General features: G+C 62.0%; 23 protein-coding genes. 6 read left to right on the top strand and 17 right to left on the bottom strand.

Translation table 11 applies throughout. The features are described from left to right. Positions 1-186: 186 nt before the first annotated feature. The 4 genes from recG to VWY75_RS16545 all read right to left on the bottom strand — a co-directional run bounded on the left by recG (position 187) and on the right by VWY75_RS16545 (position 5,795). Complete coding sequence (gene recG, locus VWY75_RS16560) at positions 187-2,277, bottom strand: ATP-dependent DNA helicase RecG (protein WP_416538698.1); 2,091 nt, start codon at positions 2,275-2,277, stop codon at positions 187-189. After that, a complete protein-coding gene (ligA, locus tag VWY75_RS16555) occupies positions 2,274-4,469 on the bottom strand; it encodes an NAD-dependent DNA ligase LigA (RefSeq protein WP_416539160.1) in 2,196 nt (731 codons plus the stop codon). Before ligA ends, recG begins: the two co-directional genes overlap by 4 nt. Before the next feature lie 202 nt (positions 4,470-4,671). Further along, complete coding sequence (gene ctrA, locus VWY75_RS16550) at positions 4,672-5,391, bottom strand: response regulator transcription factor CtrA (RefSeq protein WP_340545454.1); 720 nt, start codon at positions 5,389-5,391, stop codon at positions 4,672-4,674. A 125-nt stretch (positions 5,392-5,516) separates the two neighbouring features. Further along, positions 5,517-5,795: a DUF1153 domain-containing protein gene (locus VWY75_RS16545; RefSeq protein ID WP_040104126.1), complete on the bottom strand. Its 279-nt coding sequence runs from the start codon at positions 5,793-5,795 to the stop codon at positions 5,517-5,519. 149 nt (positions 5,796-5,944) lie between these two features. Here VWY75_RS16545 and mnmA point away from each other — a divergent pair, with 149 nt between their 5' ends. Continuing rightward, positions 5,945-7,090: a tRNA 2-thiouridine(34) synthase MnmA gene (gene mnmA / locus VWY75_RS16540; RefSeq protein ID WP_340545453.1), complete on the top strand. Its 1,146-nt coding sequence runs from the start codon at positions 5,945-5,947 to the stop codon at positions 7,088-7,090. Positions 7,091-7,361: 271 nt separating this feature from the next. Here mnmA and lpxB read toward each other — a convergent pair whose 3' ends face one another. From lpxB to pyrH, 13 genes are all read right to left on the bottom strand, one after another. Next, positions 7,362-8,543 (bottom strand): lipid-A-disaccharide synthase, encoded by a 1,182-nt coding sequence (gene lpxB, locus VWY75_RS16535; protein WP_416538697.1) that lies wholly within the window; start codon positions 8,541-8,543, stop codon positions 7,362-7,364. Beyond that, on the bottom strand, positions 8,540-9,328 hold the full coding sequence (locus VWY75_RS16530; RefSeq protein WP_416538696.1) for an LpxI family protein: 789 nt from the start codon (positions 9,326-9,328) through the stop codon (positions 8,540-8,542). The genes lpxB and VWY75_RS16530 overlap by 4 nt, the downstream gene beginning before the upstream one ends. Positions 9,329-9,332: 4 nt before the next feature. After that, positions 9,333-10,118, bottom strand: coding sequence for an acyl-ACP--UDP-N-acetylglucosamine O-acyltransferase (gene lpxA, locus VWY75_RS16525; protein ID WP_340545450.1), 786 nt, complete (start codon positions 10,116-10,118; stop codon positions 9,333-9,335). A gap of 5 nt (positions 10,119-10,123) precedes the next feature. Further along, a complete protein-coding gene (gene fabZ, locus VWY75_RS16520; protein WP_340545449.1) occupies positions 10,124-10,588 on the bottom strand; it encodes a 3-hydroxyacyl-ACP dehydratase FabZ in 465 nt (154 codons plus the stop codon). A gap of 137 nt (positions 10,589-10,725) precedes the next feature. Continuing rightward, a complete protein-coding gene (locus VWY75_RS16515) occupies positions 10,726-11,376 on the bottom strand; it encodes an OmpH family outer membrane protein (protein WP_340545448.1) in 651 nt (216 codons plus the stop codon). A gap of 5 nt (positions 11,377-11,381) precedes the next feature. Next, positions 11,382-13,778: an outer membrane protein assembly factor BamA gene (gene bamA, locus VWY75_RS16510; RefSeq protein WP_340545447.1), complete on the bottom strand. Its 2,397-nt coding sequence runs from the start codon at positions 13,776-13,778 to the stop codon at positions 11,382-11,384. A 125-nt stretch (positions 13,779-13,903) separates the two neighbouring features. Further along, entirely contained in the window at positions 13,904-14,029 is a 126-nt protein-coding gene (locus VWY75_RS16505) for a hypothetical protein (protein WP_340545446.1), read from the bottom strand. Between the two features lie 188 nt (positions 14,030-14,217). Beyond that, the gene (gene rseP / locus VWY75_RS16500; protein ID WP_340545445.1) at positions 14,218-15,567 is read right to left on the bottom strand and encodes an RIP metalloprotease RseP; all 1,350 of its coding nucleotides are present in this window, start codon (positions 15,565-15,567) and stop codon (positions 14,218-14,220) included. 4 nt (positions 15,568-15,571) lie between these two features. Next, positions 15,572-16,744: a 1-deoxy-D-xylulose-5-phosphate reductoisomerase gene (dxr, locus tag VWY75_RS16495; RefSeq protein WP_416538695.1), complete on the bottom strand. Its 1,173-nt coding sequence runs from the start codon at positions 16,742-16,744 to the stop codon at positions 15,572-15,574. Further along, positions 16,744-17,535, bottom strand: coding sequence for a phosphatidate cytidylyltransferase (locus tag VWY75_RS16490; protein WP_340545443.1), 792 nt, complete (start codon positions 17,533-17,535; stop codon positions 16,744-16,746). Before VWY75_RS16490 ends, dxr begins: the two co-directional genes overlap by 1 nt. Beyond that, positions 17,532-18,290, bottom strand: a complete 759-nt coding sequence (locus VWY75_RS16485) for an isoprenyl transferase (RefSeq protein WP_416536039.1) — start codon at positions 18,288-18,290, stop codon at positions 17,532-17,534. Before VWY75_RS16485 ends, VWY75_RS16490 begins: the two co-directional genes overlap by 4 nt. 9 nt (positions 18,291-18,299) lie before the next feature. Further along, a complete protein-coding gene (frr, locus tag VWY75_RS16480) occupies positions 18,300-18,863 on the bottom strand; it encodes a ribosome recycling factor (protein WP_340545441.1) in 564 nt (187 codons plus the stop codon). A gap of 275 nt (positions 18,864-19,138) precedes the next feature. Next, entirely contained in the window at positions 19,139-19,888 is a 750-nt protein-coding gene (pyrH, locus tag VWY75_RS16475; protein ID WP_340545440.1) for a UMP kinase, read from the bottom strand. Between the two features lie 146 nt (positions 19,889-20,034). On the opposite strand from pyrH, the gene miaA reads away from it, so the two are divergent. The 5 genes from miaA to VWY75_RS16450 all read left to right on the top strand — a co-directional run bounded on the left by miaA (position 20,035) and on the right by VWY75_RS16450 (position 26,769). Further along, positions 20,035-20,907, top strand: coding sequence for a tRNA (adenosine(37)-N6)-dimethylallyltransferase MiaA (gene miaA / locus VWY75_RS16470; protein WP_416538694.1), 873 nt, complete (start codon positions 20,035-20,037; stop codon positions 20,905-20,907). A gap of 306 nt (positions 20,908-21,213) precedes the next feature. After that, complete coding sequence (locus VWY75_RS16465; protein ID WP_340545438.1) at positions 21,214-22,038, top strand: AraC family transcriptional regulator; 825 nt, start codon at positions 21,214-21,216, stop codon at positions 22,036-22,038. A 411-nt stretch (positions 22,039-22,449) separates the two neighbouring features. After that, positions 22,450-24,120, top strand: coding sequence for an ABC transporter substrate-binding protein (locus VWY75_RS16460; protein WP_340545437.1), 1,671 nt, complete (start codon positions 22,450-22,452; stop codon positions 24,118-24,120). A 139-nt stretch (positions 24,121-24,259) separates the two neighbouring features. Continuing rightward, positions 24,260-25,312, top strand: coding sequence for an ABC transporter permease (locus VWY75_RS16455; protein ID WP_340545436.1), 1,053 nt, complete (start codon positions 24,260-24,262; stop codon positions 25,310-25,312). 14 nt (positions 25,313-25,326) lie between these two features. Further along, positions 25,327-26,769: an ABC transporter permease gene (locus tag VWY75_RS16450; protein WP_416538692.1), complete on the top strand. Its 1,443-nt coding sequence runs from the start codon at positions 25,327-25,329 to the stop codon at positions 26,767-26,769. The last annotated feature ends 82 nt before the right edge of the window (positions 26,770-26,851 follow it).

Genomic DNA, 26,851 nt, shown 5'->3' with positions numbered 1-26,851 from the left:
CATCCTCCTGTCTATCTTGCGCTCGCTCTCTGGCGTGTTGTTGCCTATTTGTTCTCATATTCAAACGCAGCTGTAAAGAACTTTATAAGAACATTTGCGAACACATGAGAACACGGCGCAAAACGCAAAGCAGCGTCCCGATCATAAGGGCCGCCGCTCTTGAAGGTTTCAGCTCAGGAAGACGTGCTAACCGACAGAAATCAAACGGATCGCCTGATCCTGTTTCATCAGCCACAGAAGAACCCGCGCCGCCTGTCCGCGCGGGCTGGACAGATCGGGATCGCTGGCCAGCAGGGCCCGCGCGTCGCTTTGTGCAACAGCCATCAACCCGGCCTGACGGTCCAGATCGGCGATGCGGAATCGCGGCAGCCCCGATTGTGCGGTGCCGATGACATCGCCCGCACCGCGCATCTCAAGATCGGTTTCGGCAATGCGAAAACCATCCTCGGTCTCGCGCAGGATCTCCAACCGTTTCTGGCCGCCCTTGCTGAGCGGCGCCTGATAGAGCAGCAGACAGGTCGAAGCCGCATCCCCGCGCCCGACGCGGCCGCGCAGCTGGTGCAGCTGTGCAAGGCCGAATATCTCGGCCCGCTCGATCACCATGATCGACGCATTGGGCACATTGACTCCGACCTCGATCACCGTTGTGGCCACCAGAACCTTGGTCTCTCCAGCCTGAAAGGCAGCCATCGCCGCGTCTTTCTCCGCCGGGGGCATCTGTCCGTGAACCAGCCCGACCACGCCCTCTCCCAGCGTCGCCCGCAGATGTTTGAACCGCTCCTCTGCGGCGGTCAGATCCATCACCTCGGATTCCTCAACCAGCGGACAGACCCAGTAGCATTGTCGCCCGGCTTCGATGGCGCCGCGCAGATGGCTGACCACCTCCTGCATCCGCTCGGTGCTGATAACCGCAGTCTTGACCGGTTTGCGACCGGGCGGTTTTTCATCCAGTACCGAAACTTCCATATCGCCATATTGCGTCAGCGCCAGCGACCGCGGAATCGGTGTTGCGGTCATCACCAGCACATCCGCGCCTTTGCCCTTTTCCGCCAGCTCCATGCGCTGGCGCACGCCAAACCGATGCTGTTCGTCGACAATCGCCAACCGCAGATCCCGAAACACCACATCCGGCTGAAACACCGCATGGGTGCCGACCAGAATATGAATGTCCCCCCGCGCCAGCGCCGCGCATTTTGCGGCCCGCTCCCGGCCCTTGTCGCGGCCTGTCAGGATTTCCAGAACCACGCCTGCGGTTTCCGCCAGCGGGCGCAGCGCCTCCAGATGCTGACGGGCCAGAATTTCTGTCGGCGCCATCATGACACCCTGCCCGCCTGCTTCAACTGCGACCAGCAAAGCCATGAAAGCAACAAGAGTTTTGCCAGCGCCGACATCGCCCTGCAACAGACGGTTCATCCGCGCACCAGCCGCCATATCGGCGGTGATCTCCGCAATTGCGCGGGCCTGCGCATTGGTCGGCCGATAGGGCAAGGCCGCAAGCACCCGCGATTGCAACGCCCCGCTGGCCAGGCTGCTGCGCCCCGGCAACGTCCGATCCCGCAGCCGCGCCAGCGCCAGTGTCAGCTGATGGGCAAACAGCTCATCATAGGCAAGACGTGTCCGACCGGGTGCCTCTGCTGCCAGCGCATCCGGCCCATCGGGGTTATGCGCAGCGCGCAGCGCCTGCTGCCAGCTTGGCCAGGATTCCTTGGTGATCTGCGAGGGATCTGCCCATTCGGCCAGCTCCGGCAAGCGCGATAGCGCGCTTTGCGCCGCCTTGAACATGGTTTTCTGCGACACACCATGGGTCAGGTGATAGACCGGCTCAAAATCGGGGATCTCGGCAGCCTCTGCCAGCGGCAGCATATGGTCAGGGTGCACCATCTGCGCCATGCCATCAAACAGTTCCAGTTTGCCCGACACCACCCGCCGCGCCCCCTCCGGCAGCTGGGCCTCCAGATAGCGGCTGCGACCGTGGAAAAATACCAGCTGGAATTCCTCCTCGGCGTCGCTCACCTGGATCCGGTAGGCGCCCCCCTTGTTCCGCGCCGGCCGATGCGCGCCGATGGTCACCTCAACCGTTGCAACCGTGGGAAAATCAAGCCCGCGAATACTATCGCGCCGCCGTCGATCCACCACCGAATAAGGCAGCGAAAACAACATGTCACGCGGCGTTTCTATATCAATCTGCGCAAAATGCTGCGCCGTCTTCGGGCCGATACCCTGAAGCGTTTCCAACCCGGCAAACAGCGGGAAGAGGATCTCTGGTCTGCCGCTCATGCGCCCGCAATCAGCTCCAGCCAGCCGTCTTCGTCGAGGATCCGCACACCAAGATCGCGAGCCTTCTGCTCCTTTGACCCCGCACCGGGACCTGCGACCAGAATATCCGTCTTTTTCGACACCGAGCCGGCCACCTTCGCCCCCAGGGCTTCGGCGCGTGCCTTAGCTTCGGCGCGGGTCATTTTCTCCAGCGTCCCGGTAAAGACCACCGTCAGGCCGGTGACCGGGCTGTCGTTCTTCGGAGCTTCGGGCGGAATGATCGACAGATGGCCGCGCAAGGCGTCGAAGGCCGCCCGCTCATCGCTATTGGCAAAAGCATCGGAAAGCGACAGACCCAGCGTTGCGCCAATGCCGTCGATCCCGATCAGATCCTCCCATGCCGCGGTGGCCCCCGCAGGCACGTTCAGCGCCGCAATGGCCCGGTCTCGCGCTTCCTTGATGCGGGCGCGACGGCCCTGCTGGGCTGCTGCAACCCGCTCGGCCTCCTCGGCCTCATCCGCTGCGCGCTGCGCCAGGGCGGCCGGGCGGGCCAGATCAACAGCCGCCGCCATCGCGTCCCAATCCGCATAATGGAGCGCCAGATCGCGCGCCCCGACCTCGCCCACGTGGCGAATGCCAAGACCAAAGATCAGCCGGGCCAGCGCGATGTTGCGCTTCTCGTCAATCGCGGCGAAGAGGTTGGCGGCAGAGGTCTCGCCCCAGCCATCGCGGTTTTTCAACTTGGCCAGATTCTGCGCATCCCGCGCCTGAAGGGTAAAGATATCGGCCGGCGTTTTGATCGCCAGACCCGCGTCACTGTAAAAGGCTTCGATCTGCTTGGCGCCCAGACCTTCGATATCGAAAGCCTTGCGCGAGACAAAATGCTTCAGCTTCTCAACCGCTTGTGCCGGACAGATCAAGCCGCCGGTACAGCGTCGCACCGCGTCGCCTTCCTCACGCACGGCCGGGCTGCCACATTCCGGGCAAACGGTCGGAAAGGCGAAGGCAACCGCGCTCTCGGGACGTTTGGACAGATCCACATCGGCAATCTTCGGGATCACATCCCCGGCGCGGTAGACCTGAACCCAGTCGGCGACCCGGATATCCTTGCCGTCGCGGATCTCTTCACCCTTGGAATCCAGCCCGGCGATATAATCCTCATTGTGCAGCGTCGCATTGGAGACAACAACGCCGCCCACCGTCACCGGCTGCAACCGCGCCACCGGGCTGAGTGCGCCGGTCCGTCCAACCTGAATGTCGATGCCCTCCAGCCGCGTCCAGGCCAGTTCAGCCGGAAATTTATGCGCAATCGCCCATCGCGGGGTGGTTGAGCGGAAGCCGAGACGGTCCTGCAAGGCCAGCGCATCCACTTTGTAAACCACGCCGTCGATATCGTAGCCAAGCGTCGCCCGCTGTTCCTCGATCAGGCGATAATGCGCAATCAGCTCGGTGGTGCCCTTGCAATATTTGGTCAACGGGTTGGTCTGAAAGCCCATGCCCTTCAGGCGTTCAAGCGCTGAAAACTGCGTATCGGCGAGCGGCTCCGACAGCTCGCCCCAGCTGTAGGCAAAAAAGCGCAGCGGCCGCGACCGGGTGATTTCAGCATTCAGCTGCCGCAGGGATCCCGCCGCCGCATTGCGCGGATTGGCGAAGGTTTTGCCACCCTGTGCGGCGTGCCGATCATTCAGCGCCGTAAAATCCGCATGGCTCATGTAGACTTCGCCGCGCACCTCAAGTACCGCCGGAGCATCGTCGATCCGCTGCGGAATATCGGCAATGGTCAGGGCGTTTTCGGTGACATTCTCCCCCACCGCCCCGTCGCCACGGGTGGCCGCATGGATCAGCCTGCCCGCTTCATAGCGCAGCGACAGCGACAGCCCGTCGATCTTCGGCTCCGCCGTATAGGCCAGCGGGTCCTCGGCGCCGAGGCCAAGATATTTGCGCAGACCTTTGTCGAAATCGCGCACGTCCTCGTCGTCAAAGGCGTTGCCCAGCGACATCATCCGCTGTGCATGGGTGATCTTGCCAAAGCCGGAGGCTACCGGCGCACCAACCGTCTCCAGCTCGGTTGCGATCTCAGCCAGATCGGGAAATTGCTCCGCCAGCGCGCGGTAGCGGCGTTTCTTAGCGTCATATTCCGCATCGCTGATCTCGGGATCGTCGGCCTGATGATAGGCAAGATCGGCGGCGCGCAACTGCTCCTGCAACGCCATAAATTCGCGGCGCGCCTGATCCTTGGTCAAACCGTTCAAATCGCTGTTGCCTGACTGTGTCACGTCTGTCGCCTCGCTTTATCTTAGCTAGGTGATAGGACGGTGACGCCATCGCGTCCAGCCACAGCGCAGGTGGCAGACGTGAAAAATCCCGCCGTAGCGGGATCGTTCGGGAACCGGGTGAGATGAAGGTCGCGCCGGATCAGGCGCCAACAGCCATCCGGTGACCCCCAGTCAGCTGATCGTCCTGCGGATCACGCAGCACATAGCCGCGGCCCCAGACTGTTTCGATGTAGTTATCGCCACCTGTCGCCGTGCTCAGCTTCTTGCGCAGCTTGCAGATAAAGACGTCGATAATCTTCAGCTCGGGCTCATCCATGCCGCCATAGAGATGGTTCAGGAACATCTCCTTGGTCAATGTGGTGCCCTTGCGCAGGCTCAGCAGCTCCAGCATCTGGTATTCCTTGCCGGTGAGATGCACGGCCTTGCCTGCAACTTCCACCGTCTTGGCATCCAGATTGACCGAAATCTTGCCGGTGTTGATAATCGACTGGGAATGCCCCTTGGAGCGGCGGATGATGGCGTGAATACGGGCCACCAGTTCCTCGCGATGGAAGGGTTTGGTCAGATAATCATCGGCGCCAAATCCAAAGCCCTTGATCTTGTTTTCGGTGTCATCTGCACCGGACAGGATCAGAATGGGCGTCTCGATACGGGCCATGCGCAGCTGCCGCAGCACCTCGTGGCCGTTCATATCGGGTAGGTTAAGATCCAGCAGGATCAGATCGTAATCATAGAGTTTAGCAAGATCGATCCCCTCTTCGCCGAGATCGGTCGAATAAACGTTGAGGTTGGCATGAGTCAGCATCAACTCAATGCTCTTCGCCGTTGTTGGATCATCCTCAACAAGAAGAATGCGCATATTATTTTCTCCGCCTGTACACTGTTTCCCTCAGGTCGAATTAACCTTGGTGGAAAAAAGTTAATGGCCCGTTACCATGATGGTTAATTTGCGCGTTCACCTCAAGTCTGAATGATTTTTTTGCGTCAGGATTTACGATAGTCTTTGAGACGGGTGGCTTTCAGGGCGTCCTCGCCAAAGTCCGCAACAGCGGAAACCCAGCTGCGAAACTCCTCTTCGGAGAGGCTGTATCTGCGCAATGCCTCGCTTTGCGGGATCAAGCCGTAGAGGACTCCGCGCACAACCGCCGCCTTGCGTGAGGCCACCCAGCGCCGCGTGGTCTTTGGCGGCAGATCCGCGCGCGTCATCACCGTGCCATCCGGCAGGGTCACAGCGCGCGGGCCATCGACTTTCTTCAAGAACATCTTTTCTTCCTTCGTGTGGAGCATAGAAATTGGTCCGTCCCCACATTTCGCGCAAACGCCTTAAGGAGGGGTGAACCTGCCCCCTTGAGGATCATTAGGATTTTCCTATATTCTGCGGTGTCTTTCCCACATATCCGAGGAGTCGCCTGATGGCGCAGGATGCCAATCCCCAACTGAATTCGCTTGGCTTTGCCAAACCACCGTCGGAGACGCGGGTGGTTGTCGCCATGTCGGGTGGCGTCGACAGCTCTGTTGTTGCTGCACATTTGGCCGATGAAGGCTATGATGTTGTGGGCGTGACGCTACAGCTCTACGACCATGGTGCGGCGCTTGCAAAGAAAGGCGCCTGCTGTGCGGGGATCGATATCCATGATGCGCGCCGAGTCGCCGAGGAGCGCGGCTTTCCGCATTACGTGCTGGATTATGAGAACATTTTTAAGGATGCGGTGATCGATGAGTTCGCCGACAGCTATCTGGCTGGCGCAACCCCGGTACCCTGTATCCGCTGCAACGAACGGGTCAAGTTCAAGGATCTGCTGGAAACCGCCCGCGATCTGGAAGCCGACTGCATGGCCACCGGCCACTATATCCAGCGCAAGGATGGGCCAAACGGGCCCGAGCTGCATTCGGCCGAGGATGCCAACCGCGACCAGAGCTATTTCCTGTTCTCCACCACCCCCGAGCAGCTGGACTATCTGCGATTCCCGCTGGGACATCTGCCGTCAAAGGACGCCACCCGCGAGATGGCGGCACAATATGGTCTGGCGGTGGCCGATAAACCCGACAGCCAAGACATCTGCTTTGTTCCCAATGGTGATTATGCCAGCGTGATCGAGAAACTGCGCCCCGGCGCGGCGGAGCCGGGGGACATCGTTCATGCCGATGGCCGGGTGCTCGGCCGTCACAACGGTGTCATCCACTACACCATCGGCCAGCGTCGCGGCCTCGGCATCGGCGGGCTGAGCGAACCGCTTTATGTGGTGAAACTAGATGTGGACAAGAAACAGGTGGTCGTCGGTCCCAAGGACTTGCTGGCCACCCGCACCATCCCGGTGCGGGAAATCAACTGGCTCGGCGATGAGCCTTTCACCAGCCGCGACGAATGGCATCTGAAGGTCAAGGTCCGCTCGACCCGGCCCCCGCGCGATGCGGTGATCCGTCCGATCTCGGAGACCGAAGCCGAGGTCGAACTGCTGACCCCGGAAGAGGGTATTTCTCCCGGACAGGCCTGCGTGTTCTATGCTGAGGAGGGCAGCCGTATCTTTGGCGGCGGCTGGATCTGGCGCGGCTACTGACACGGCAAGGAACACGGCGCGTCTGTCAGGGAAGGCGCAGCCTCCGCGCGGGACGCGCGGCTTGTCCTTGACAGGCCCTCCCCAAACCCAAAATCGAGATAGCGCCTGAGGGCAGACCTGCCCTTAGGCGCGTCTCAGCAAAATATAATCCACCACAACACCACGCCCAACGGCACATGCTCAGTCCCCCGCATTGCGGCGCGCACCGCGCGGGTGCACAGCGCCCGCGCTACGAGAGGCCACCTGCCGGAGGCTCTGCATCCGGCAGGCTTCAGGTGACGGCGGAGGTCTGCGCAGACAGACGATCCAACACTGCGCGGGCCGCGCGCAGACCGGGGTCTTCGCCCCCCTCGCCCAGCCGCTCCATCGTGATGGCCATGGCAGAGGATTGCGCGGTAGGCGCCGCCTTGACCTTGATCAGCGCCTTGGCGATAACCTCCGGCGTACACTCAGGGCCGAGGCATTCCGGCACCACGCGTGTATCGCTGACCAGATTGACCAGCGTGACGGTGTCAATCAACGCCATGCGCCGCATGATATGCCAGGTGAGCCACTGGAATTTATAGGCAATCACCATTGGGGTGCGCGCCGCCGCCAGCTCCAGCGAGACCGTACCAGAAGCCGCAAGCGCCAGATCCGCCGCCGCAAAAGCCGCGCGTTTATGCGCCTTGGCCACTTCACCGTCCAGCGTATTGGGGTCGATCACCACCGCGGTATCCGACCATTCCGCAAGATGGCTGCGCACCAGATCGGCAACCGGAGCTGCGGCCGGCACCACGATCCGGTATTCGGGATGGCTGTCCTGAAACTGTTTCAGGGCCGCACCGAATACCGGCGCCAGACGTGTCACCTCAGAGCGCCGCGATCCCGGCAGCGCCAGAATGCAGGGCGCCTCCTCCAGCTGGTACTGGCTGCGAAAGGCGGCAATCTCCTCCGCCGTGGCCTGTGGCTCCCCCACAACGGGGTGGCCAACGAAATCACACTCCATGCCAGCCGCTTCCATATAGGGCGGCTCAAACGGCAGCAGCGCCAGCACATGATCGATGACCTTGGCCATCTTCTCCGCCCGCTTGGGGCGCCAGGCCCAGACCGATGGCGCCACATAATGTACCGTGCGAATACTGCTGGCTTCTTTCACCAATGCGGCGACCCGTAGGGAGAAATCCGGGCTGTCGATGGTGATCATCACATCCGGCTTCATGTCCAGAACCGCCTCTGCGGTTTCGCGAATGCGGCGCTTCAGCTGACGGTATTTCGGCAGCACCTCGGCCAGTCCCATGACCGACAGCTCCGACATATCGAAGCGCGACTTTAGGCCTTGTTCAGCCATCAGCGCGCCGCCAACCCCCTCAAAGATGATATCCGGGCGCAGCTGCCGCAGACCTGCCATCAGCGCACCGCCAAGGCGGTCCCCAGAAGGCTCGCCTGCGAGGATGAACACCCGTAGGCTCATGCGCTGCGCAGCCAGAGAAACAGCCCGAGCCGATTGCAGGTGGCCACCACCTCATCCTGATCGAGCACGATAACACCGCCGGCTTCCAGCACGATCCCCGACAGCCCAGCCTTGGCCGCCAGCTCAACCGTCTGCACGCCAATCGTGGGCAGATCCGCGCGGCGGTCCTGTCCGGGTTTGGGCGCCTTGAACAGCAGACCTCCGGTGCCGTCAGGCCGGTTCTGCAACGCCGTCAGCATCCAGTCGGTGCCAAAGAGGTTCTCGACCGCAATCGCCTGTCCGCGCCGCACCGCGCAGGACTGGCCGACATCGGCGCGGCACATGGCCTCGACAACCTCTGCGCCGCGTTCTGCATCGCGCCGGTCCAATTCGCCGGGCTGCACCTCGGTCGGGATGCCCTCGGCCATCACCAGATCCGGTGCAATCTCATGGGCGGCGCGCACGCACATGCCCGCCTGCTCAAAAAGGCCGATGATGGCGCGCAATGCCCCGTCGTCACCTGCGGCAATCGCCCCCTGCAGAATCGGAACCAGCGGCATGGTCTCGGCATCAATCTGCGATGGATCAATGGCCGGGCGGCGCACTGCGCCCGCCAGGCAGATCTCGCGCACACCGCTGGCCGACAGGCGCGCGATAAAGCTGCCGAGCTGTTCCAGGCGAAAGGTCAGCTCCGGCTCAATGTGATCGGGCTCGGAGCCGCGCATGGCACAGACCAGTGGCCGGTCGGACAGGCGCGCGGCCAGTTCGGCAGGCAGTGCGCCCTGCCCTGCAATCAATGCCAGCATGGTCTCAGCCTCCCGGCGTCAGGAAAGAGCGGTCACTCTCGCCGGTAATGAAATCAACGATTTCCTGCACGTATTCGCTGTCGCTCTCTGCGCCAAGACGGCGCGCGCGCTCCTGAAACGTGCCCTCGCCCTGGGCCAGCATCTGAAAGGCCGCCCGCAGCGCGGTGATATCCGCACGCTGCACGCCCCGGCGTTTCAGGCCGACAAGGTTCAGCCCGTCCAGCTCACCGCGCGGCGCCTGCACCAGCCCGTAGGGAATCACATCATTGGTCACCATGGTGACCGCGCCGACAATGGCGCCGTGACCGATGCGCACCCATTGGTGAATGCCGGACAGGCCGCCGATGATGACGTCATCTTCCAGCACGCAGTGGCCCGCAACCGCAGCGGAATTCACCACGATCACACGATCTCCGATCTGCGCATCATGGGCGATGTGGCAGCCGGCCATAAACAAGCCGTCATCACCGATCCGCGTGATCCCGCCGCCGCCTTCGGTGCCGGCATTCACCGTCACATGCTCTCGGATGCGGTTGCGCTTGCCGATCACGGTCTTGCAGCGCTCGCCCTTGAACTTCAGATCCTGCGGAATCTCGCCCAGCACGGCAAAGGAGAACACCGTGGTATCCTCTCCGATCTCGGTATCTCCGGTGACGACCACATGGGATTTCAGCTCAACCCGGTCGCCGAGCACGACCTCAGGGCCAATCAGGCAGAACGGGCCAATGACGCAATCGGCGCCAATCTTCGCCCCTTCTTCGACCACCGCGCTGGGATGGATCCGGGTCATCTGTGTCAATCCTTCTGCACGTCGATCATGGCCGAGAACTCGGCCTCCGCCGCAGTCTCACCATTGACGGTTGCAACACCCTTGAACTTGAAGATCTTGCCACCGGGCTTGCCCCTTGTGGTCTCCACCCGCATCTCCAGCACATCGCCGGGGATCACCTTGCGGCGGAATTTGCACTTGTCGATGTTCATGAAATAGATCAGCAGCTCGGTGTCGATCATATCCATGCCTACGCCCAGCATCACGCCCGCAGTCTGTGCCATCGCCTCGACGATGGTGACGCCCGGCATAATCGGCGTGCCCGGGAAATGGCCCTGGAAATGCGGCTCGTTCATGGTGACGTTCTTGATCCCGCAGGCCGAGGAATAGCCGTCGATCTCGACCACCTTGTCGACCAGCAGAAACGGATAGCGATGCGGCAGGATCCGCTGGATCAGGTGAATGTCGGCGCTTTTCAGCTCGGTTGTCATTGCGGTTTCCCCGTTTTCTGAATGTTAGGTATGTCCTAGCAACTGCCCACAGCTTCGGCAAGCGGCAGACCCGGCGATGGCTGCACGGTCGGCGCCCTGCCTCCGCCTGAGGCAATCGCCAGCCGGGCGCGGTAAGCCTATTCGCCGGTGGCCTCGGGCAGGCTCTCACGCCCGTCGCCGAGCACTTCGTTCACCCGCGCGATCGCCAGATCGGTGACATCCGCGGCATCTGCGCTCAGAAACACGCTGGCGTGTTCCAGAATGGCTCCAGCCCCGGCTTCCAGCATGATCTGTTGCAGCACAGGCAGCGAAGCGGTGAAGAAATCACGCCGCGCATCTTCGCCGATCTGGTTGATATCGCGCAGTTTCTGATCCTGTTGACGACGGGTTTCCTGCACCTTTTTGTCAAAAGCATCGGCCAGCGCGCGAAACGCCGCAGGATCCATGCTGCTGCGGCGCTCAGTCAGCTCAAGTTCCTCTGCGCGCAGCTCCGCCTCGATCCGGCGGTTTTCGGCCGTCAGGACCGCACCCTCGGCATCCAGTTCCTGCGAAACACGCTGACCAAAGGCGCTCTCGGCATAGAGCCGCTCGGACTGGATGGTCAGCAGCCCGGTCTGCGGTGCGCCCAGCTGCAATGTCTCGCCAAAGGCAAAGCCCGCCCCCGGCAATGCCGTCTCCTGCGCCATCGCAGGCAGCACCAGCAGCGGCAGCATCGCAAGCCCGCGCACAAAAGGCGCCAGCATCTCAGCCAGCGCCCCCGTGTGCCGTGTGTCCACAGCTCGTGTCATTGCGATCAGAACCGCGCCTGCAACGTCAAATCAAAGCTCTGCTCCTGGTCGAAGTCTTCTTTCTTCAGCGCCTTGGAGAAATTGAACCGCAAAGGGCCAAATCCGGTTGTCCACAACAGCGAGAAGCCGACCACATGACGGTACGACCCGCCGCGCCCGACAATATTGCCGCCCGCCGCGCCGGTATCGGCATTGTTCAGACCCCAGAGGTTGCCCACATCATAGAACAGACCGCCTCGCAGGCCGATCTCTTCCGGCAGGCCCAGCGGGAATTCCGCATCAAAGCGGGCCGCCGCGTAATAGTTGCCGCCGAGGAAGTCGTTATAGGTCCCGCCTGCGCCATTGGGCGACTGGTCCCGTGGACCGATACCACCCGGTTCAAAACCACGCAGGATATTGGGAGACAGGACAAACCGGTCAATGGAGCGGCTGAAGCCATCCCCCTGCCAGGCAAAGGCGCCTGCCTCGATCGTTGCCCGCAATGTCACCTCTTCGTTGAAGACACGACGCTGGGCGATGATCTTTGCGGTGGTGCGCAGATATTCAGAATCCCCGCCAAGCCCGGCATAATCGGCCCCAACCTGGAACAGATAGCCCGAATTCGGATCCAGTCCGTTCAGGCGGCTGTCAACAGTATAGGTAAAGCCGATGGAACTGGCGTTGATCGCACCCTGGTTGATCTCGCTACGAACCACAGGACCGGCAAGCGGGATCCCGGCGGAATCATCACCACGGGTGATCATCTCATCCTCATCCCAGGTGTACCGGATCTGAAGGCTGCTGTTTTCCGAGGTTTGGAAGGTCAGCGCGGGCGAGAAGAACGCACGTTTGGTGTCGTAAAGCGCAAAGCTGGAATCCGTCTCAGACAGACCCAGATCCAGATCGAGACGCAGGTCGCGCCCCAGAAGATAGGGCTCGGTGAAGCCAAGCGTGTATTCCTCGGCGTCCTGAGCGGTCGAGATGTTGAACGACAGGCGCTGCCCCCGACCAAGGAAGTTGTTCTCCGACAGGCCGATGCTGAGACCGAAGCCGTCGTTGACCGAGTAGGCACCACCAAGGCTCAGTGCACCCGTTGGCTTTTCCTCGACGTCCACATCGACAACCACCTCACCGGCGCTGCTGCCTTCGCGCACGTCCACCTCGGCGGTTTCAAAGAACCCCAGCGCACGGATGCGTTCAGCGCTTTCGCGGATTTCGCGCGGATTGAACGGGTCGCCCTCGACGGTGCGGAACTGCTGACGGATCACCCGGTCCAGCGTGGTTGTGTTGCCTTCGATGTCGATCCGCTCAACAAACACGCGCGGACCACGGGTCAGCACAAAATCCACATCCAGCGTCAGCTCGCGATCATTGCGGCTGATCCGCGGCTCGGCCCGCAGGAAATCAATCCCCTTGCGGATCGCATATGTTTCCAAGCGCCGGATGGCATTTTCCACCACACTCGGCGAATAGGTTACCCCGGGGCGGACCCTCAGAACTTTGCGGAACTCATCGGCGTCAGCTTCCGACATCTCGCTGGTGACCGAAATTTCGCCAAACTCGAACTTCTGGCCCTCGCTGATATCCACCACCAGGAAGGCGGCGTCGCGTTCTTCGGTCACCTCGGCATTGGTGCTGTTGATACGCACGTCAACATAGCCGCGCGACAGGTAGAAATCGCGCAGCACCTGCTTGTCGAATTCCAGACGGTCCTCGATCAGCGTATCGGCGCGGATGAAGGTGCGCAGCAGACCGGCCTGTTTGGTCTCCAGCACGCGGCGCAGACGACGATCGGAATAGACGCGGTTGCCGATGAAGGACACGCGCTCGACCTCGATGGTGTCACCTTCGGAGATTTCGAACACCAGATCGACACGGTTGTCGCTGCGCCGGATGATGCGCGGTGTCACGGTTGTGGCCAGACGTCCCTGTGCACCATAGGCTTCGGCCAGATTGGAGGCATCACGCTCGGCGACCGTGGGGTTGAATACCCGGCGCGGCGCCGATTCGATCAGCTCGGCCATGGCATCGTCTTTGATGCGGCGGTTGCCTTCAAAGCTGATCTTGTTGATGGTCGGAAATTCGGTGACCTTGATCACCAGCGTATTGCCCTGCGGAACAATCTCGACGCTTTCGAATACGCCGCTGTCCAGAATGCGCTGATAGGCATCGTTGAGCTGCCCGGCGCTCACCGATTTGCCCCGCTCAATGCCGGTATAGGCCACAATTGTTGAGGTCTGGATGCGTTGATTGCCCTCGACCTGAACGTTTGTGAAACTATAGCTCTGCGCCACTGCGAACTCTGGCGTCAGGACAAATCCCAAGGCAACAGCCAGCGCTACAGCAGATGCGTTTCTATACAAAATATGGGCACCTAATTTGCGCCCCCCACAGGATCTACCTGTGTGCTTCCCCCGAACCATCAGTCAAAACCCGATTTTTTTACAGCTTAATCCGTGCGTATCGGGTTTATCAGCGCTTGTCAAAAACAACAAAAAGGCGCGCGGGAGGACCCCACGCGCCAGATTGCTTGCAACAGGTTGAAAACTCAGAGACTGCCGATCCAGGCCCCAGCCACCAGCGCTCCCAAAATCGTCGCCACAGACATGGCGCGGTCCCAGTTCAGGCGCATAAAAAGACCCAATCCCGTATTGGTAATATGCAGGCTGCTCATGGCGTCCACTCTCCCGTTTATCTAAAAAAAGATCCCACATCCGCCACAACCGCGCCGCGATCTGCGGCACCGCTGCCCACCGGCGGCTTACCAAAGGATTAACAGGGGAATGTGGCGACAGTTTGGCGCGCCCTGCTGCTGCGGGATCTGCCGACCAGCCGGATCGCGGCCGGTCGGCAAGAAAGCGCCTAGCAGAAGATATCGTTGAAAAGCGCAAACATCATCAGGCTGAGGATGGCGGAGATACCAACCGCCATCAGTACCCGCATCACCGCATCATTCGGCGGCTTACCGGTCACCGCCTCATAGGCGTAGAACATCAGATGCCCCCCATCCAGCGCCGGGATCGGGAACAGGTTCAGCAGGCCAACGGCAGTGGAGAGCACGGCAATAAACCGAATGAAGCTGGCCGCCCCCTGGCTTGCCATCGCACCAGAGGTCTCGGCAATGCCAATCGGACCCGACAGGTTGCAGGTGCTGATCGCACCGGTGATCATATGTTTCAGCCCGGAAAGCGACATTTCGACCACGCCCCAGACCTGCGCCGCACCACCGCCAAGCGCCTCTCCAAGGCCCAGGCTCTCGGTCGCAGGCTCAAACGCCAGACCACCGACAATGCCCATACGCCAGCGGGTGGCAAAGCCGCCATCCGCCTGCGGCTCATCCACACGGCGGGGCGCCAGAGCCATCTCGAACTCTTCGCCAGCGCGCCAGACCTTCAGCAGCAACACCTTGCCCTCGGCGCTTTCAACCGCACGTTTCAGCTGGTCAAAGGCAAAGATCGGCGCGCCATCCACGGCGGTGATCACATCGCCCGGCTGCAGGTCGATGTCAGACGCGGCACTGCGCGGTGCCACGCCACGCACATGCGGCGGCCAGGGATACGGTCCCTCGACCTCGGTCTGCTGGCCGTCGCGCAGCACGGTATAGGTTAGCGGCTGCTGTTCCGGCACCGCATCGCGGAAGGCCGCAAAGGCAGTGTTATCCTCCAGCGAGGGAACATCGACACCGTTGATCTGCAACAGTGCGTCACCTTCGCGCAGGCCGGTTTGCAGCCCCGGCAGCGGCACCAGCCGCTCCACCGTCAGCGGATCGCGCATGGTGCCCTGCACCATGAAAACACCGGCAAAAATCAGCGCGGACATGATGAAGTTGAACACCGGCCCCGCCGCGACGGTGGCCGCCCGCGCCCAAAGCGGCGCGCCGTGCATCGTGCGCCGCAGCGCCACCGGATCAGCCGCCGCATCCGCCATTGCCGCGCTATCCTTGCCCGAGGCCGCATCCGCATCACCTAGGAACTTCACGTAGCCACCAAACGGCAGCAGCGCCACCTGCCAGCGGGTGCCGCGCTTGTCCACCCGCGAAAACAGCACCGGACCGAATCCCAGCGAGAAGACCTCGGCATGGATCCCGGACCAGCGCCCGACGATGTAATGGCCATATTCATGCACAGCCACGATCACCGACAGGGCCACCACAAAACTGGCAATCACATAGAGATACCCGCCAAACTGCGGAAGAAAGGAGACGAGATCCAAGGGCTTACCTTACATATTTCAAAATTTCATTGTCGGCGTCCATACGGGCGAGATGGTCGGTCCGGCGCACCGTATCAAGTGTCATTGCCTCATCTAGCCCGCGATCGGCACTGTCAAATTGATCCAGCACCCGCGCCACCACTTCGGCCATGTCCAGAAAGCCGATGCGCCCGGCGATGAAATGATCCAGCGCCCGTTCCTTGGCGGCATTGAACACCGCCCCCATCAGCCCGCCCCGCGCCATCACATCATAGGCCAGCCGCAATGCCGGATAGCGCGCGGGATCAGGCGCCCGAAACGTCAGCTGCGCCAGCCGCGCCAGATCCAGCCGCTCCACCGGCAGCTCGCGCCGTTCGGGCCAATGCAGCGCATAACCAATGGCGTGGCGCATATCCGGCGCGCCGAGATGCGCCATCAGCGCCCCGTCGCGAAATCCGACCAGCGCATGCACGATAGATTCAGGGTGAACGACAACCTCAATCTGTTCTGGTGCAACGCCAAAGAATTCACGGGTTTCAATAACTTCCAGCGCCTTGTTGAACATGGACGCGCTGTCGATAGTGATCCGCTGCCCCATGTCCCAATTGGGATGCGAGGAGGCCTGTGCCACCGTGGCGGTCTTCAGCTGCTCCAGCGGCCAGTCGCGAAACGCCCCGCCAGAGGCGGTGATCACCACACGTTCCACCGCCGCGATGTCTTCACCGACCAGCCCCTGAAACACCGCCGAATGTTCGCTGTCCACGGGCAGGAGCCTCGCATTATGGCTGCGGGCGGTCTCCAGCAGCAGCGCTCCGGCGCAAACCAGCGATTCCTTATTCGCCAGCGCCAGAGTCGCGCCCTGTTTCAGTGCCTCGAGCCCCGGAGCAAGGCCAGCCGCGCCGACAATCGCCGACATGACCCAATCCGCAGGTCGCGCCGCCGCCTCGACCAGCGCCGCCTGCCCGGCGGCCGCCGCGATGCCCGAACCGTCCAGGGCGGCCCGCAGCTCCGGCAGCTTGTCATCATAGGCGGTCACGGCGATATCGGCACGCAGCGCTCTGGCATCCTGTGCCAGCTGGGCAATATTAGCGCCACCGGTCAGCGCCACCACATTGTAGTCACCGGGGGCCCGCCGGATCAGGTCAATCGTATTCTGACCAATGGATCCGGTGGCCCCGAAAATCGAGATCTTGCGCATCAGATCGTCCCGCCGGGCAGACCCCACAGGCTGAGTACCAGCAGCACCATGGCCGCCGCGCCCAGCATACCGTCAAAGCGGTCGAACAGCCCGCCGTGGCCCGGGATCAGGCCGCTGGAATCCTTCACAGCCATCTTGCGTTTCAGCGCGCTTTCGGCAACGTCACCGGCCTGGCTGGCCATGGAGACCAGCACCGACAGCAGCACGACGCCAAAGCCAAGCCCGCCCTGCACCGCAAAGACCGCACCAACAGCTGCGGCCGCGATCCAGCCCGCAGAGGTGCCGGACCAGGTTTTCTTCGGGCTGACACGCGGCCAGAATTTCGGCCCGCCAAAGGTCTTACCGGCGAAATAGCCCGCAATATCCGTGGCCACCACAACCGAGATCAGCCAGATCATCCAATCCAGCCCCAGCGCGCTGCGCATCCAGATGAACGCATAGGCCGCGAACAGCACCCAAAGCGCGAAACCGATGTAAATGCCCCGGCGGATGTCGATGGCCAGCGCGCCCAGCAGCGCCGGTATCAGCAGCAGGCCAAGCGCCCAGCCGCCGCCCATCAGCGCTGCGGCCAGCACCGCCCCCATCGACAGGACGCCGAGCGGCAGCGCCAGCCCCTGACGATCAGGCACCACCATGCGCAGCAATTCCCAGATCATGCCACCACAGGCCGCCGCGATCAGCAGGTCAAACACCACGCCCCCGCGCCATACGGCCCAGCCACCCACGACGATCATCACGATGGCGGAGATCACCCGCGGCATCAGATCGGCCCAACGTCCCGCGGCGCTCATGTCTTCACCGCGCCAAACCGGCGATCCCGCTGCCCGTAGCTGCGGCACAGCCGGTCCATCTCGTCGGCGGTGAAATCCGGCCACAGCGTGTCGATGAACTCATATTCCGCATAGGCCGACTGCCACAGCAGAAAGTTGGAGATCCGCGCTTCACCGCTGGTGCGGATGACCAGATCTGGATCGGGCAACACATGGGTATCGAGATAACGTGGCAGGGTTTCCTCATCCACATCCGCAGGGTTCAGGCGCCCCGCTGCCACATCCTCGGCCAGCCGTTTGGTGGCCCGCGCCACCTCGTCACGGCTGCCATAATTCAGCGCGATGGTCAGGTGGGTACCGTCATTGCAGGCGGTCTCCTGCTCCAGCTGGTCCATCAGCGCGACCAGCTTTTTGTCCAGCCGCACCCGGTCCCCGATGAAACGGACCCGGACATTGCGCTGCGACAGCGCTTTCATCTCCTTGGAGATATAGCGGCGGAACAGGCTCATGAGGCCTGCGACCTCCACCTGAGTGCGCTTCCAGTTCTCGGTCGAGAAGGCAAAGATAGTGAGGTATTTCACCCCCAGCGCAGGGCAGCATTCCACCACCTCGCGCACCCGTTTGGCGCCCGCGTGGTGACCGAACAGACGCGGACGGCCCCGCGCCTGTGCCCAGCGGCCATTGCCATCCATGATGATGGCAACATGTTTCGGGCCGCGTTCCGGTGCGGGGTCGCTCTCATCCGGCGCCAGGACGGTGTCTGTGCTCTGTGACATAAGCAGGTGTCAGACCTGCATAATTTCGGCTTGTTTGGTTTCCAGAGCCGCGTCGACAACCTTAATCATCTTATCGGTCAGCTCCTGAACTTCGCCTTCCCAGAGCTTCTGGTCGTCCTCGGACATGCCGTCGGCCTTGGCTTTCTTGATCTGGTCCATCCCATCGCGGCGCACATTGCGGATCGACACCCGCGCGTGCTCGGCATACTGGCCGGCCACTTTGGTCAGCTCGCGGCGACGTTCTTCGTTCAGCTCGGGGATCGGCAGCATGATGATGGTGCCATTGAGCTGCGGGTTGATGCCCAGACCGGATTCACGGATGGCTTTTTCGACCTTGCCGACCAGCGCCTTGTCCCAGACGTTGATGGTGACCATGCGCGGCTCCGGCACGTTGACGGTGCCAACCTGGTTGATCGGCGTCATCGAGCCATAGGCGTCCACCATCACGGGCTCCAGCATCGAGGCGGAGGCACGACCGGTCCGCAGCGACGCGAATTCGGTTCTGAGATTGGCCATGGCACCATCCATGCGGCGCTGTAGATCATCGGTATCGAGAATAAAATCGTCAGACATTCTGCTCTCCCCTGACTTGAGGCGGTGTTTGCATTGCTCATAAGACATTGGTGCGGCGTTGTATAGCGATCTTGCCGCAGATTTGAAGCGGCCACAGGCAGGGTTCTGCCCTTCTCCGGGACGGCCCGGTACCGCAGCCGGTCAGCCGCCGCCGCACAAAACCCTCCGCCAGCGCCGCGCGCCACATGAAAAAACCGCGCGCCGGATCTCGATCCGGGCGCGCGGCTCATTGTGCATGTGGCAAGGGCAAGTGCGCCCCGCCCACCCCGGCGCGGTTAGCCGTGAACCTTCGTGTAGGTCCCCTTGCCCGCCAGAATGCCCCGGAAGCCGCCCGGCTCATCCAGCGGGAACACCATCAGCGGCAGGTTGTTGTCGCGCGCCAGCGCAATGGCCGAGGCATCCATCACCTTCAACCGCTTGGCCAGAACCTCGTCGTAGCTGATGGTGTCATAACGCACCGCGTCGTCATGCTGCGCGGGATCCTTGTCATAGACACCATCGACGCCATTCTTACCCATAAAGATCGCCTCGCAGGCCATCTCATTGGCGCGCAGCGTGGCCGCGGTATCGGTGGTGAAATAGGGGTTGCCGGTGCCTGCGGCAAAAATGCAGACCCGTTTCTTTTCAAGGTGACGCACGGCGCGGCGGCGAATGTAGGGCTCGGCCACCTCATCCATGCGAATGGCCGAGATCACCCGGGTAAAGACACCCAGACCTTCCAGCGCCGACTGCATCGCCAGCGCATTCATCACCGTGGCCAGCATCCCCATGTAGTCGGCCGTTGTCCGCTCCATCCCCTGGGCCGAGCCGGACAACCCGCGGAAGATATTGCCGCCGCCGATCACCATGCAGATCTCCACGCCCATGTCGCGCACGGATTTCACCTCCTGCGCGATGCGCTGGACGGTCGGTGGATGCAGGCCAAACCCCTGGTCCCCCATCAGCGCCTCGCCTGAGATTTTCAGCATCACACGTTTATAGGTTGCCGCCGGCGTGGCCTCCGGCTGATCGTTTGTAAGGGGCATGTTGCGCTCCGGAATATGACGGGGTTAATTTGCGCGCAAAATGAAGCAAATCGGCGGCAGGATCAATGCGGCCTGAGATGTTTTTCGGCGCCCCACCGCAGCAAAGCTCCGCGCGCCGCAGAACATCCAAAGAACAGGACGCCCGCATGACCACCGCAACCCAGCTGCCAGACATCCCGCCGCACCAGCCGGTGCTGATCGCCGGGCCAACCGCCTCCGGCAAATCGGCGCTGGCGCTTCAGATCGCCGAAGCTCAGGGCGGCGTGATCGTCAATGCCGATGCCAGTCAGGTCTATGACTGCTGGCGGGTGATCACCGCCCGCCCCTCCTCCGAGGAAGAGGCGCAGGCCCCGCATCTGCTCTATGGCCACCAGCCTTATGACGCCGACTATTCCGTCGGGCATTGGCTGCGCGAGGTGCTGCCGCTGCTGGACCACGGCCCCCGTCCGATCATCGTCGGTGGCACCGGGCTCTATTTCAGCGCCCTCACGCAGGGCCTTGCGGAGATCCCTGCCACCCCGGCCGAGGTCCGGGCGCAGGCCGATCTGCTGTCGCTTGAGGATATGCGCGCGGCGCTGGATGCCGCGACGGCTGAGCGGATCGACCTTCTCAATCGCGCCCGGGTGCAGCGCGCCTATGAGGTGCTGACTGCGACCGGTCGCGGCCTGGCCGACTGGCAGGCCGAAACACCGCCGCCGCCGCTGCCGCCGGATCGCTGCACCGCGATTGTTTTTGACACCGACAAGGACTGGCTCGAAGCGCGCATCCGCCGCCGCTTTGATGCGATGATGGAGGCCGGTGCGATGGAGGAGATTGCCGCCATGCAGGATCGCTATGATCCCGCGCTGCCCTCCTGCCGCGCAATTGGCGTGCCGGAGCTGATGGCGCATTACCTGGGCGCGATGACCGAGGCGGAGGCGCGCGAGCGGGCCTCGGTTGCGACGCGGCAGTTTGCCAAACGTCAGCGCACGTGGTTCCGCGCGCGAATGAAGCAGTGGACGCCCTTCCGTCCGGCCTGAGGGCCGTCTGAACAGCCTCGAAAATACCGTCTGAACGCCGCTTTGGTACTGCCCGGTACCCCGGCTTGCGTCCGGTCGATAGCGCTTTCGCTGGCCAGAATGACATCGGCGGCACGGTGCGCGGAACAGATGTGGACAAAATGTCCAGATGACCGCGCGTCATACGCACATTGTTGCCCAAACCCCATGCAGAGACCTGCAATTCTATTAAATCCTTAAGCATTTTTCGGCAAAAACTTGCCAGAATCAATTTTTCATGTCCATTTGCGCCAACCGAAAATACGAGCATCACATATCAACCAGCCTATGCCTTTTGACCCCACCCATATCGGCGAGATCACAGTCGCACCGCTGTCGCAGCTGACTCCCGATGGGCCTTGGCAGGTCGAATTGGCACATGACCGCCCCGAAAATCTGCTGATCTGGATCACCCGTGGCCAGGGGCGGGTCTTTCTGAACGGGCAGCAGCGTGGCTTTGGCCCCAACAGCGCAATCTTTGTTCCGGCCGGGACCCTGTGGTCGCTGGAGCTGGGTCGGCAGTGCATCGGCCAGGTCATGAATGTGCCCACCTCGACCCCGATGGATTTCCCCGATGCCGCCGACACGCTGCGCATCCCCGATGCTCAGGATCAGGCGGTGATCAACAGCATGTTCCAGGCCATGCAGGCCGAACAGCAGGATCGCCCCGCACTGTGGTATCGCGCGATGCAGGCCCATGGCACGCTGATCGCTATCCACATCCGCCGCCTGATGGCGGAACGCAGCAGCACCAGCGGCAAACCCACCGCTGCCCAGCGGCTGGCTCAGGGCTATTGCGGGCGCATTGTCGAATGCTATGCCCAACATGCCAGCATGGCCGATCATGCCGCCGCGCTGAATGTGACGCCGACACATCTGACCCGCGTCTGCAAATCCGAAACCGGCAAGACGGCGGGCGCCCTGCTGACCGAGCGCCAGCTGCACGCGGCGCGCAGCCTACTGATCAACTCTGAATTGCCGATGCGCGATATCGCATCGACCCTCGGTTTTGGCAGCGCCGCCTATTTCACCCGTTTCATCACCCAGCACACCGGTGAAACCCCAAGCCGTCTGCGCAAACAGGCGCGCGAAAAGCTGAAACGCGCCGCCTGAGATATCGGGCCGACACCAGATCTCCCCCGCACCGTGTCCACCGAGGGCGCAGCGACGCCGCGCCTGCGCGCCTGCACCACCTCGCGCCGAATTCCCCAGCCCCTGGACCGCGCTAAACGTCCACGAGTCACCCCGGCCACAGACGCGCGGCCTACCGGCTAACTGTGCACATATGCCCAGTACTAAAACTTTCGGACTGGCCTCCCTTGGGGAAAAACACAAAACCGACACCAACAATGTCGCAAAAGTCATGTGAAACGTCGACTTCTTACATTGACCTAACCCGCGATCTGGGGCCGAATGACCAGACGGGGAAACAATCTTTGAACACAGCACCTCAAACGGCGCCAGCCAGCTCAGATGGCCCGCCGTTCCAAAAGCGAAAACTTGCGGTGCAACAGGGAGAGCCACATGACAAAAGACACCATCACCGGGACCGATATCCACCCGGCGGCAAAGATGTATGCGACAGAAACCCTTGCTGGGAAGATGGATCGACGCGAATTCATGGTCCGCGCCACCGCGCTTGGCGTCAGTTCGGCTGCGGCATACGGCCTCCTTGGGCTTGACGCCCCTGTTCAGGCCGCAGGTCATGAACAGACCGGCGGCACCCTGCGCATGCAGATGGAAGTGCGCGCCCTGAAGGATCCGCGCACCTATGACTGGGCGCAGATCGCAACCTTTACCTCCGGCTGGCTGGAATTCCTGGTTGAATACAACAGCGATGGCTCCTTTGAGCCGCTGCTGCTGGAAAGCTGGGACGTCAACGAAAACGCGACCGAGTTCACCCTGCATGTCCGCAAAGGGGTGAAGTGGAACAATGGCGACGATTTCACCGCAGAGGACGTGGCCCGCAACATCACCGGCTGGTGCGACAAGAGCGTCGAGGGCAACTCCATGGCAGGCCGTATGGCGTCGCTGATCGACGCGGAGACCGGCCAAGCTGCCGAAGGCGCCATCACCGTTGTCGACAGCCATACCGTGCTGCTGAAAACCAACACCCCGGACATCACCATCATTCCGGGGATGGCTGATTATCCCGCGCAGATCACCCATGCCAGCCATACCGGCGACACCATGCTGGAGAACCCCATCGGCACCGGCTACATGCTGCCTGAGTCGATGGAAGTCGGCGTGAAAGGCGTCCTCGTACGCAACGAAGACCACGAATGGTGGGGCACCGCAGCGGGCAAAGGCGGCTATCTGGACCGGATCGAATTCATTGATTACGGCACCGATCCGGCTTCGTTCCTGGCGGCCTATGAGGCCGAAGAAATTGATATGAACTGGGAATCCGTGGGGGAATACGTCGATATCTTTGACGGCATCGGCCTGAACCGCTCGGAAATCGCCTCCGGCTTCACCATCGTGATCCGCCCCAACCAGCTGGCCGAGGTCAACGGCACCAAGCCTTATGCCGACAAGCGCGTGCGCCAGGCGATTGCCATGGCGGTGGACAACACCGTCTGCCTTGAACTGGGCATGTCCGGCTATGGCATTCCGGCAGACAACTGCCATGTCGGCCCAATGCACCCCGAACACGACCCGACTGTGACGCGGCTGCCGTTTGACCCGGCCAAGGCCAAGGCGCTGATGGAAGAGGCAGGCATGCTCGATTATGAGCACGAGCTGCACTCCATCGACGACGACTGGCGCCGCAACACGACCGACGCGGTCGCAGCCCAGCTGCGTGACGCGGGCTTCAAGGTCAAACGGACCATTCTGCCCGGCTCGACCTTCTGGAACGACTGGGCGAAATACCCGTTCAGCTCCACCAACTGGAACCACCGCCCGCTCGGCACCCAGGTTCTGGGACTGGCTTACCGCTCCGGCGAAGCCTGGAACGAAGCCGGTTTTGCGAATGAAGAGTTCGACAGCCTGCTGGCCGAAGCCAACGCACTTGCAGATGTCGATAAACGGCGCGAAGTCATGGCCAAGCTACAGGCCATCATGATTGACGAAGGCGTTACCATCCAGCCCTTCTGGCGGACCGCCATCCGCCACCACACCGACAATGTGGTCGGCGTCGACAAGCACATCGCCGATCTGCCCCAGATCTACAAATGGGCTTTCAAGGCCTGATCTGACACAGCGGGCCGCGCCGCACGGCGCGGCCCAAAGCTTCTGGCCGCAAGAAAACGCTCAAAAGCCTGGCAGGCCGCCGACTGCGGCCTGACCATTGGCCTAACTCAAGGCGTACAGCCACCAACGGGAGCATTCCATGGGACTGTTCATCCTCAGGCGCGTCGGGATCATGATCCTGACCGCGCTCTGCCTGACCTTCATCGTCTTCACGCTGACCAATCTCTACCCGAACCTTGAAAAACTCGCCAAGACCCAAGGCAACTTCCGCATGTCGGACGAGGCGGTCGCCAGCTGGCTGGAAAAGGGAGGGTATCTGCAACCGATGCCGGTGAAATACGGCCAATGGCTGGGAGTGCTGCCGGGCTGGACCACGGTGACAGATGAGGGGACCACAGGGCGCTGCATCACCGGGGTTCAACCCGCCGAAGAGGCCGCAGCTGCCCCACGTTTCTGCGGCATTCTTCAGGGCGACTGGGGCCATTCGAGCGTTTTCAAGGATGATGTCAGTTCCATCATTGCAACGCGCCTTGGCAATACCGGTTTTCTGATGATGTGGGTGCTGATCCTGATGGTGCCCTCGGCGCTCTTGATCGGGATCCTGGCCGGGATGCGCGAAGGCTCGGTCACGGACCGCACACTGTCAACCGCCTCGATCCTGACCACGGCAACCCCGGAATATGTCTCCGGTGTGATCTTCATGGCGGTCTTCACCTCCTCTGCCGTTGGCTTGAAATGGTTCAAGGGCACCGCAAATTCGGCGATGGTCGACGCCAATTTCGAAAACTTCTTCCTGCCGGTACTGACCATCGCCCTTTATGGCATCGGCTATATCGCCCGGATGACCCGCGCCTCCATGACCGAGGTGATGACCGCACAGTATATCCGCACCGCCCGGCTCAAGGGCGTCAGTTTTCCAAAAATCGTCATGCGTCACGCGCTGCGGAATGCGCTGATCGCCCCCTTCACGGTGATCATGCTGCAGTTTCCCTGGCTGCTGAACGGCGTGGTGATTGTCGAGACCCTGTTCAACTACAAGGGCTTCGGCTGGGCGCTGGTCGAGGCGGCTGGCAATAATGACATCGAACTGCTCTTGGGGATTTCGGTGGTCTCTGTCGTTGTCGTGCTGCTCACGCAGCTGATTTCCGACATTGGCTATGTCTATCTCAATCCCCGTATCCGGATTTCCTGAAGGAGGAACGCAGCATGGACCCTCTCAGCTGGACCGGAAGTCTTGCCTTTCTGAACCCGGTGCTGATCCTTGCCCTGGTGGCACTGGCGCTCTGCATCATTGCCTGGCTGGTGCTCAGCATCGTCACGGTCAGCCCGACAACGATGATCAACGCCCATGGCAGCGCCGGTCTCGCGACCACACCCGATGTGCTGGCCGGCAGGGCGGTGCGCCTCAGCTTTCTTGCGGTGATCGGACTGATCCTGATCTATATCCTCTTCGGCGTGCTGTTTGGCGCCAGCGGCGGCATCGTCGGTGCCATGGCGCGGCTGCTGCTGCCGGTCTGGATCGCGCTGGTGGGGCTGTTTGCGGTGTCGATGACCTTCAAGCGGCGGCTCGGTCTTTATGGCAAGCTGTTCGACAGCCCAATCGGTATGATCGGCTTTGCGCTGGTGATGTTCTGGGTCTTTACCGGTGTGCTGGGCGCGATGGATCTGATCTCACCGCACGACCCGCTGACCCAGGTCAGTGGCCTCAAGAACAAGCTGCCGGGCACCCCCCTGCCCGGCGCCGAGGCCGACAGCGGCATTGCGGCCTGGTATCTGCTTGGCGGTGACAACCTGGCGCGCGACGTCTTCAGCCGCCTGATAGACGGCGCCTGGGTGGTGGTGCAGATCGCGCCGCTGGCCACGGTGTTTGCCTTTATGGTGGGGATCACACTGGGGCTGCCTGCGGGCTATTACGGCGGCCTGTGGGACACGGTGCTGTCCTTCCTCGCCAACCTGATCCTGGCCTTCCCGGTGATCCTGCTGTTCTACCTGCTGGTCACCCCGGAGATCATCGCAACCGGGCTGCCGCAATATATCGCCGTGGTGCTCTTTGCCTTTCCGCTGATCTTTGTCGGGGTGCTGATCCACTCGCGCTTCCGCACCCGGCCGCAGCACAGCGCGCTCTGGCTGGCCGTCGTGCTGATCCCGGGCCTGCTGGGCTATCTGTCGCTGATCAATGAGGCGGGATCCAAGATCACCTTCTGGCCGCTCGATCTCTTTGACGTGCCGGGCGGTATTCTGGTGGTCTTTGTCTCGGTAGTCTTTGTCAATTCGCCCACAGTGTTCCGCATCGTGCGCGGGCTCACCATGGACATCAAAACCCGCGACTATGTCGCCGCCGCCCAGACCCGGGGGGAACGGCCCTGGTACATCATGCTGTGGGAAATCCTGCCCAATGCGCGCGGGCCGCTGATCGTCGATTTCTGCCTGCGCATCGGCTATACCACCATCCTCCTCGGCACGCTGGGCTTTTTCGGACTGGGCCTGCCACCGGAAAGCCCTGACTGGGGCAGCACCATCAACGACGGGCGCAAGCTGCTGTCGGTCTACCTGCACCCGCCGCTGCCGCCGGCGCTGGCGCTGCTGAGCCTGGTTCTGGGGCTGAACCTCCTGGCCGATGGCCTGCGCGAAGAAAGCCTGCGCGATTGATCCGAACCGGTCGGACCGGGGGCCAGCCCCCGGACCCCCGTGATATTTTGGGGCCAGAAGAAGGGCAGACCACCCTTCCAGC

The sequence above is a fragment of the Phaeobacter sp. JH20_08 genome, assembly GCF_048056635.1.
Lineage (GTDB): Bacteria > Pseudomonadota > Alphaproteobacteria > Rhodobacterales > Rhodobacteraceae > Phaeobacter > Phaeobacter bryozoorum.
The sequence above is the reverse complement of the archived record's forward strand: the minus strand, read 5'-3'. Positions and strand labels throughout refer to the sequence as shown.

Bases quoted from the DNA above. Each gene is read 5' to 3' on its own strand.
- VWY75_RS16455 (WP_340545436.1), top strand. From the start codon at position 24,260: ATGGGACTGTTCATCCTCAGGCGCGTCGGGATCATGATCCTGACCGCG.
- VWY75_RS16465 (WP_340545438.1), top strand. From the start codon at position 21,214: ATGCCTTTTGACCCCACCCATATCGGCGAGATCACAGTCGCACCGCTG.
- VWY75_RS16485 (WP_416536039.1), bottom strand. From the start codon at position 18,290: ATGTCACAGAGCACAGACACCGTCCTGGCGCCGGATGAGAGCGACCCC.
- VWY75_RS16545 (WP_040104126.1), bottom strand. From the start codon at position 5,795: ATGTTCTTGAAGAAAGTCGATGGCCCGCGCGCTGTGACCCTGCCGGAT.
- VWY75_RS16530 (WP_416538696.1), bottom strand. From the start codon at position 9,328: ATGCTGGCATTGATTGCAGGGCAGGGCGCACTGCCTGCCGAACTGGCC.
- ligA (WP_416539160.1), bottom strand. From the start codon at position 4,469: ATGGCGTTGCAGGAGCAGTTGCGCGCCGCCGATCTTGCCTATCATCAG.
- pyrH (WP_340545440.1), bottom strand. From the start codon at position 19,888: ATGCCCCTTACAAACGATCAGCCGGAGGCCACGCCGGCGGCAACCTAT.
- recG (WP_416538698.1), bottom strand. From the start codon at position 2,277: ATGAGCGGCAGACCAGAGATCCTCTTCCCGCTGTTTGCCGGGTTGGAA.
- VWY75_RS16460 (WP_340545437.1), top strand. From the start codon at position 22,450: ATGACAAAAGACACCATCACCGGGACCGATATCCACCCGGCGGCAAAG.
- dxr (WP_416538695.1), bottom strand. From the start codon at position 16,744: ATGCGCAAGATCTCGATTTTCGGGGCCACCGGATCCATTGGTCAGAAT.
- ctrA (WP_340545454.1), bottom strand. From the start codon at position 5,391: ATGCGCATTCTTCTTGTTGAGGATGATCCAACAACGGCGAAGAGCATT.
- VWY75_RS16505 (WP_340545446.1), bottom strand. From the start codon at position 14,029: ATGAGCAGCCTGCATATTACCAATACGGGATTGGGTCTTTTTATGCGC.
- VWY75_RS16450 (WP_416538692.1), top strand. From the start codon at position 25,327: ATGGACCCTCTCAGCTGGACCGGAAGTCTTGCCTTTCTGAACCCGGTG.
- lpxB (WP_416538697.1), bottom strand. From the start codon at position 8,543: ATGAGCCTACGGGTGTTCATCCTCGCAGGCGAGCCTTCTGGGGACCGC.
- lpxA (WP_340545450.1), bottom strand. From the start codon at position 10,118: ATGACCCGGATCCATCCCAGCGCGGTGGTCGAAGAAGGGGCGAAGATT.
- mnmA (WP_340545453.1), top strand. From the start codon at position 5,945: ATGGCGCAGGATGCCAATCCCCAACTGAATTCGCTTGGCTTTGCCAAA.
- VWY75_RS16490 (WP_340545443.1), bottom strand. From the start codon at position 17,535: ATGAGCGCCGCGGGACGTTGGGCCGATCTGATGCCGCGGGTGATCTCC.
- VWY75_RS16515 (WP_340545448.1), bottom strand. From the start codon at position 11,376: ATGACACGAGCTGTGGACACACGGCACACGGGGGCGCTGGCTGAGATG.
- bamA (WP_340545447.1), bottom strand. From the start codon at position 13,778: ATGGTTCGGGGGAAGCACACAGGTAGATCCTGTGGGGGGCGCAAATTA.
- frr (WP_340545441.1), bottom strand. From the start codon at position 18,863: ATGTCTGACGATTTTATTCTCGATACCGATGATCTACAGCGCCGCATG.
- miaA (WP_416538694.1), top strand. From the start codon at position 20,035: ATGACCACCGCAACCCAGCTGCCAGACATCCCGCCGCACCAGCCGGTG.
- fabZ (WP_340545449.1), bottom strand. From the start codon at position 10,588: ATGACAACCGAGCTGAAAAGCGCCGACATTCACCTGATCCAGCGGATC.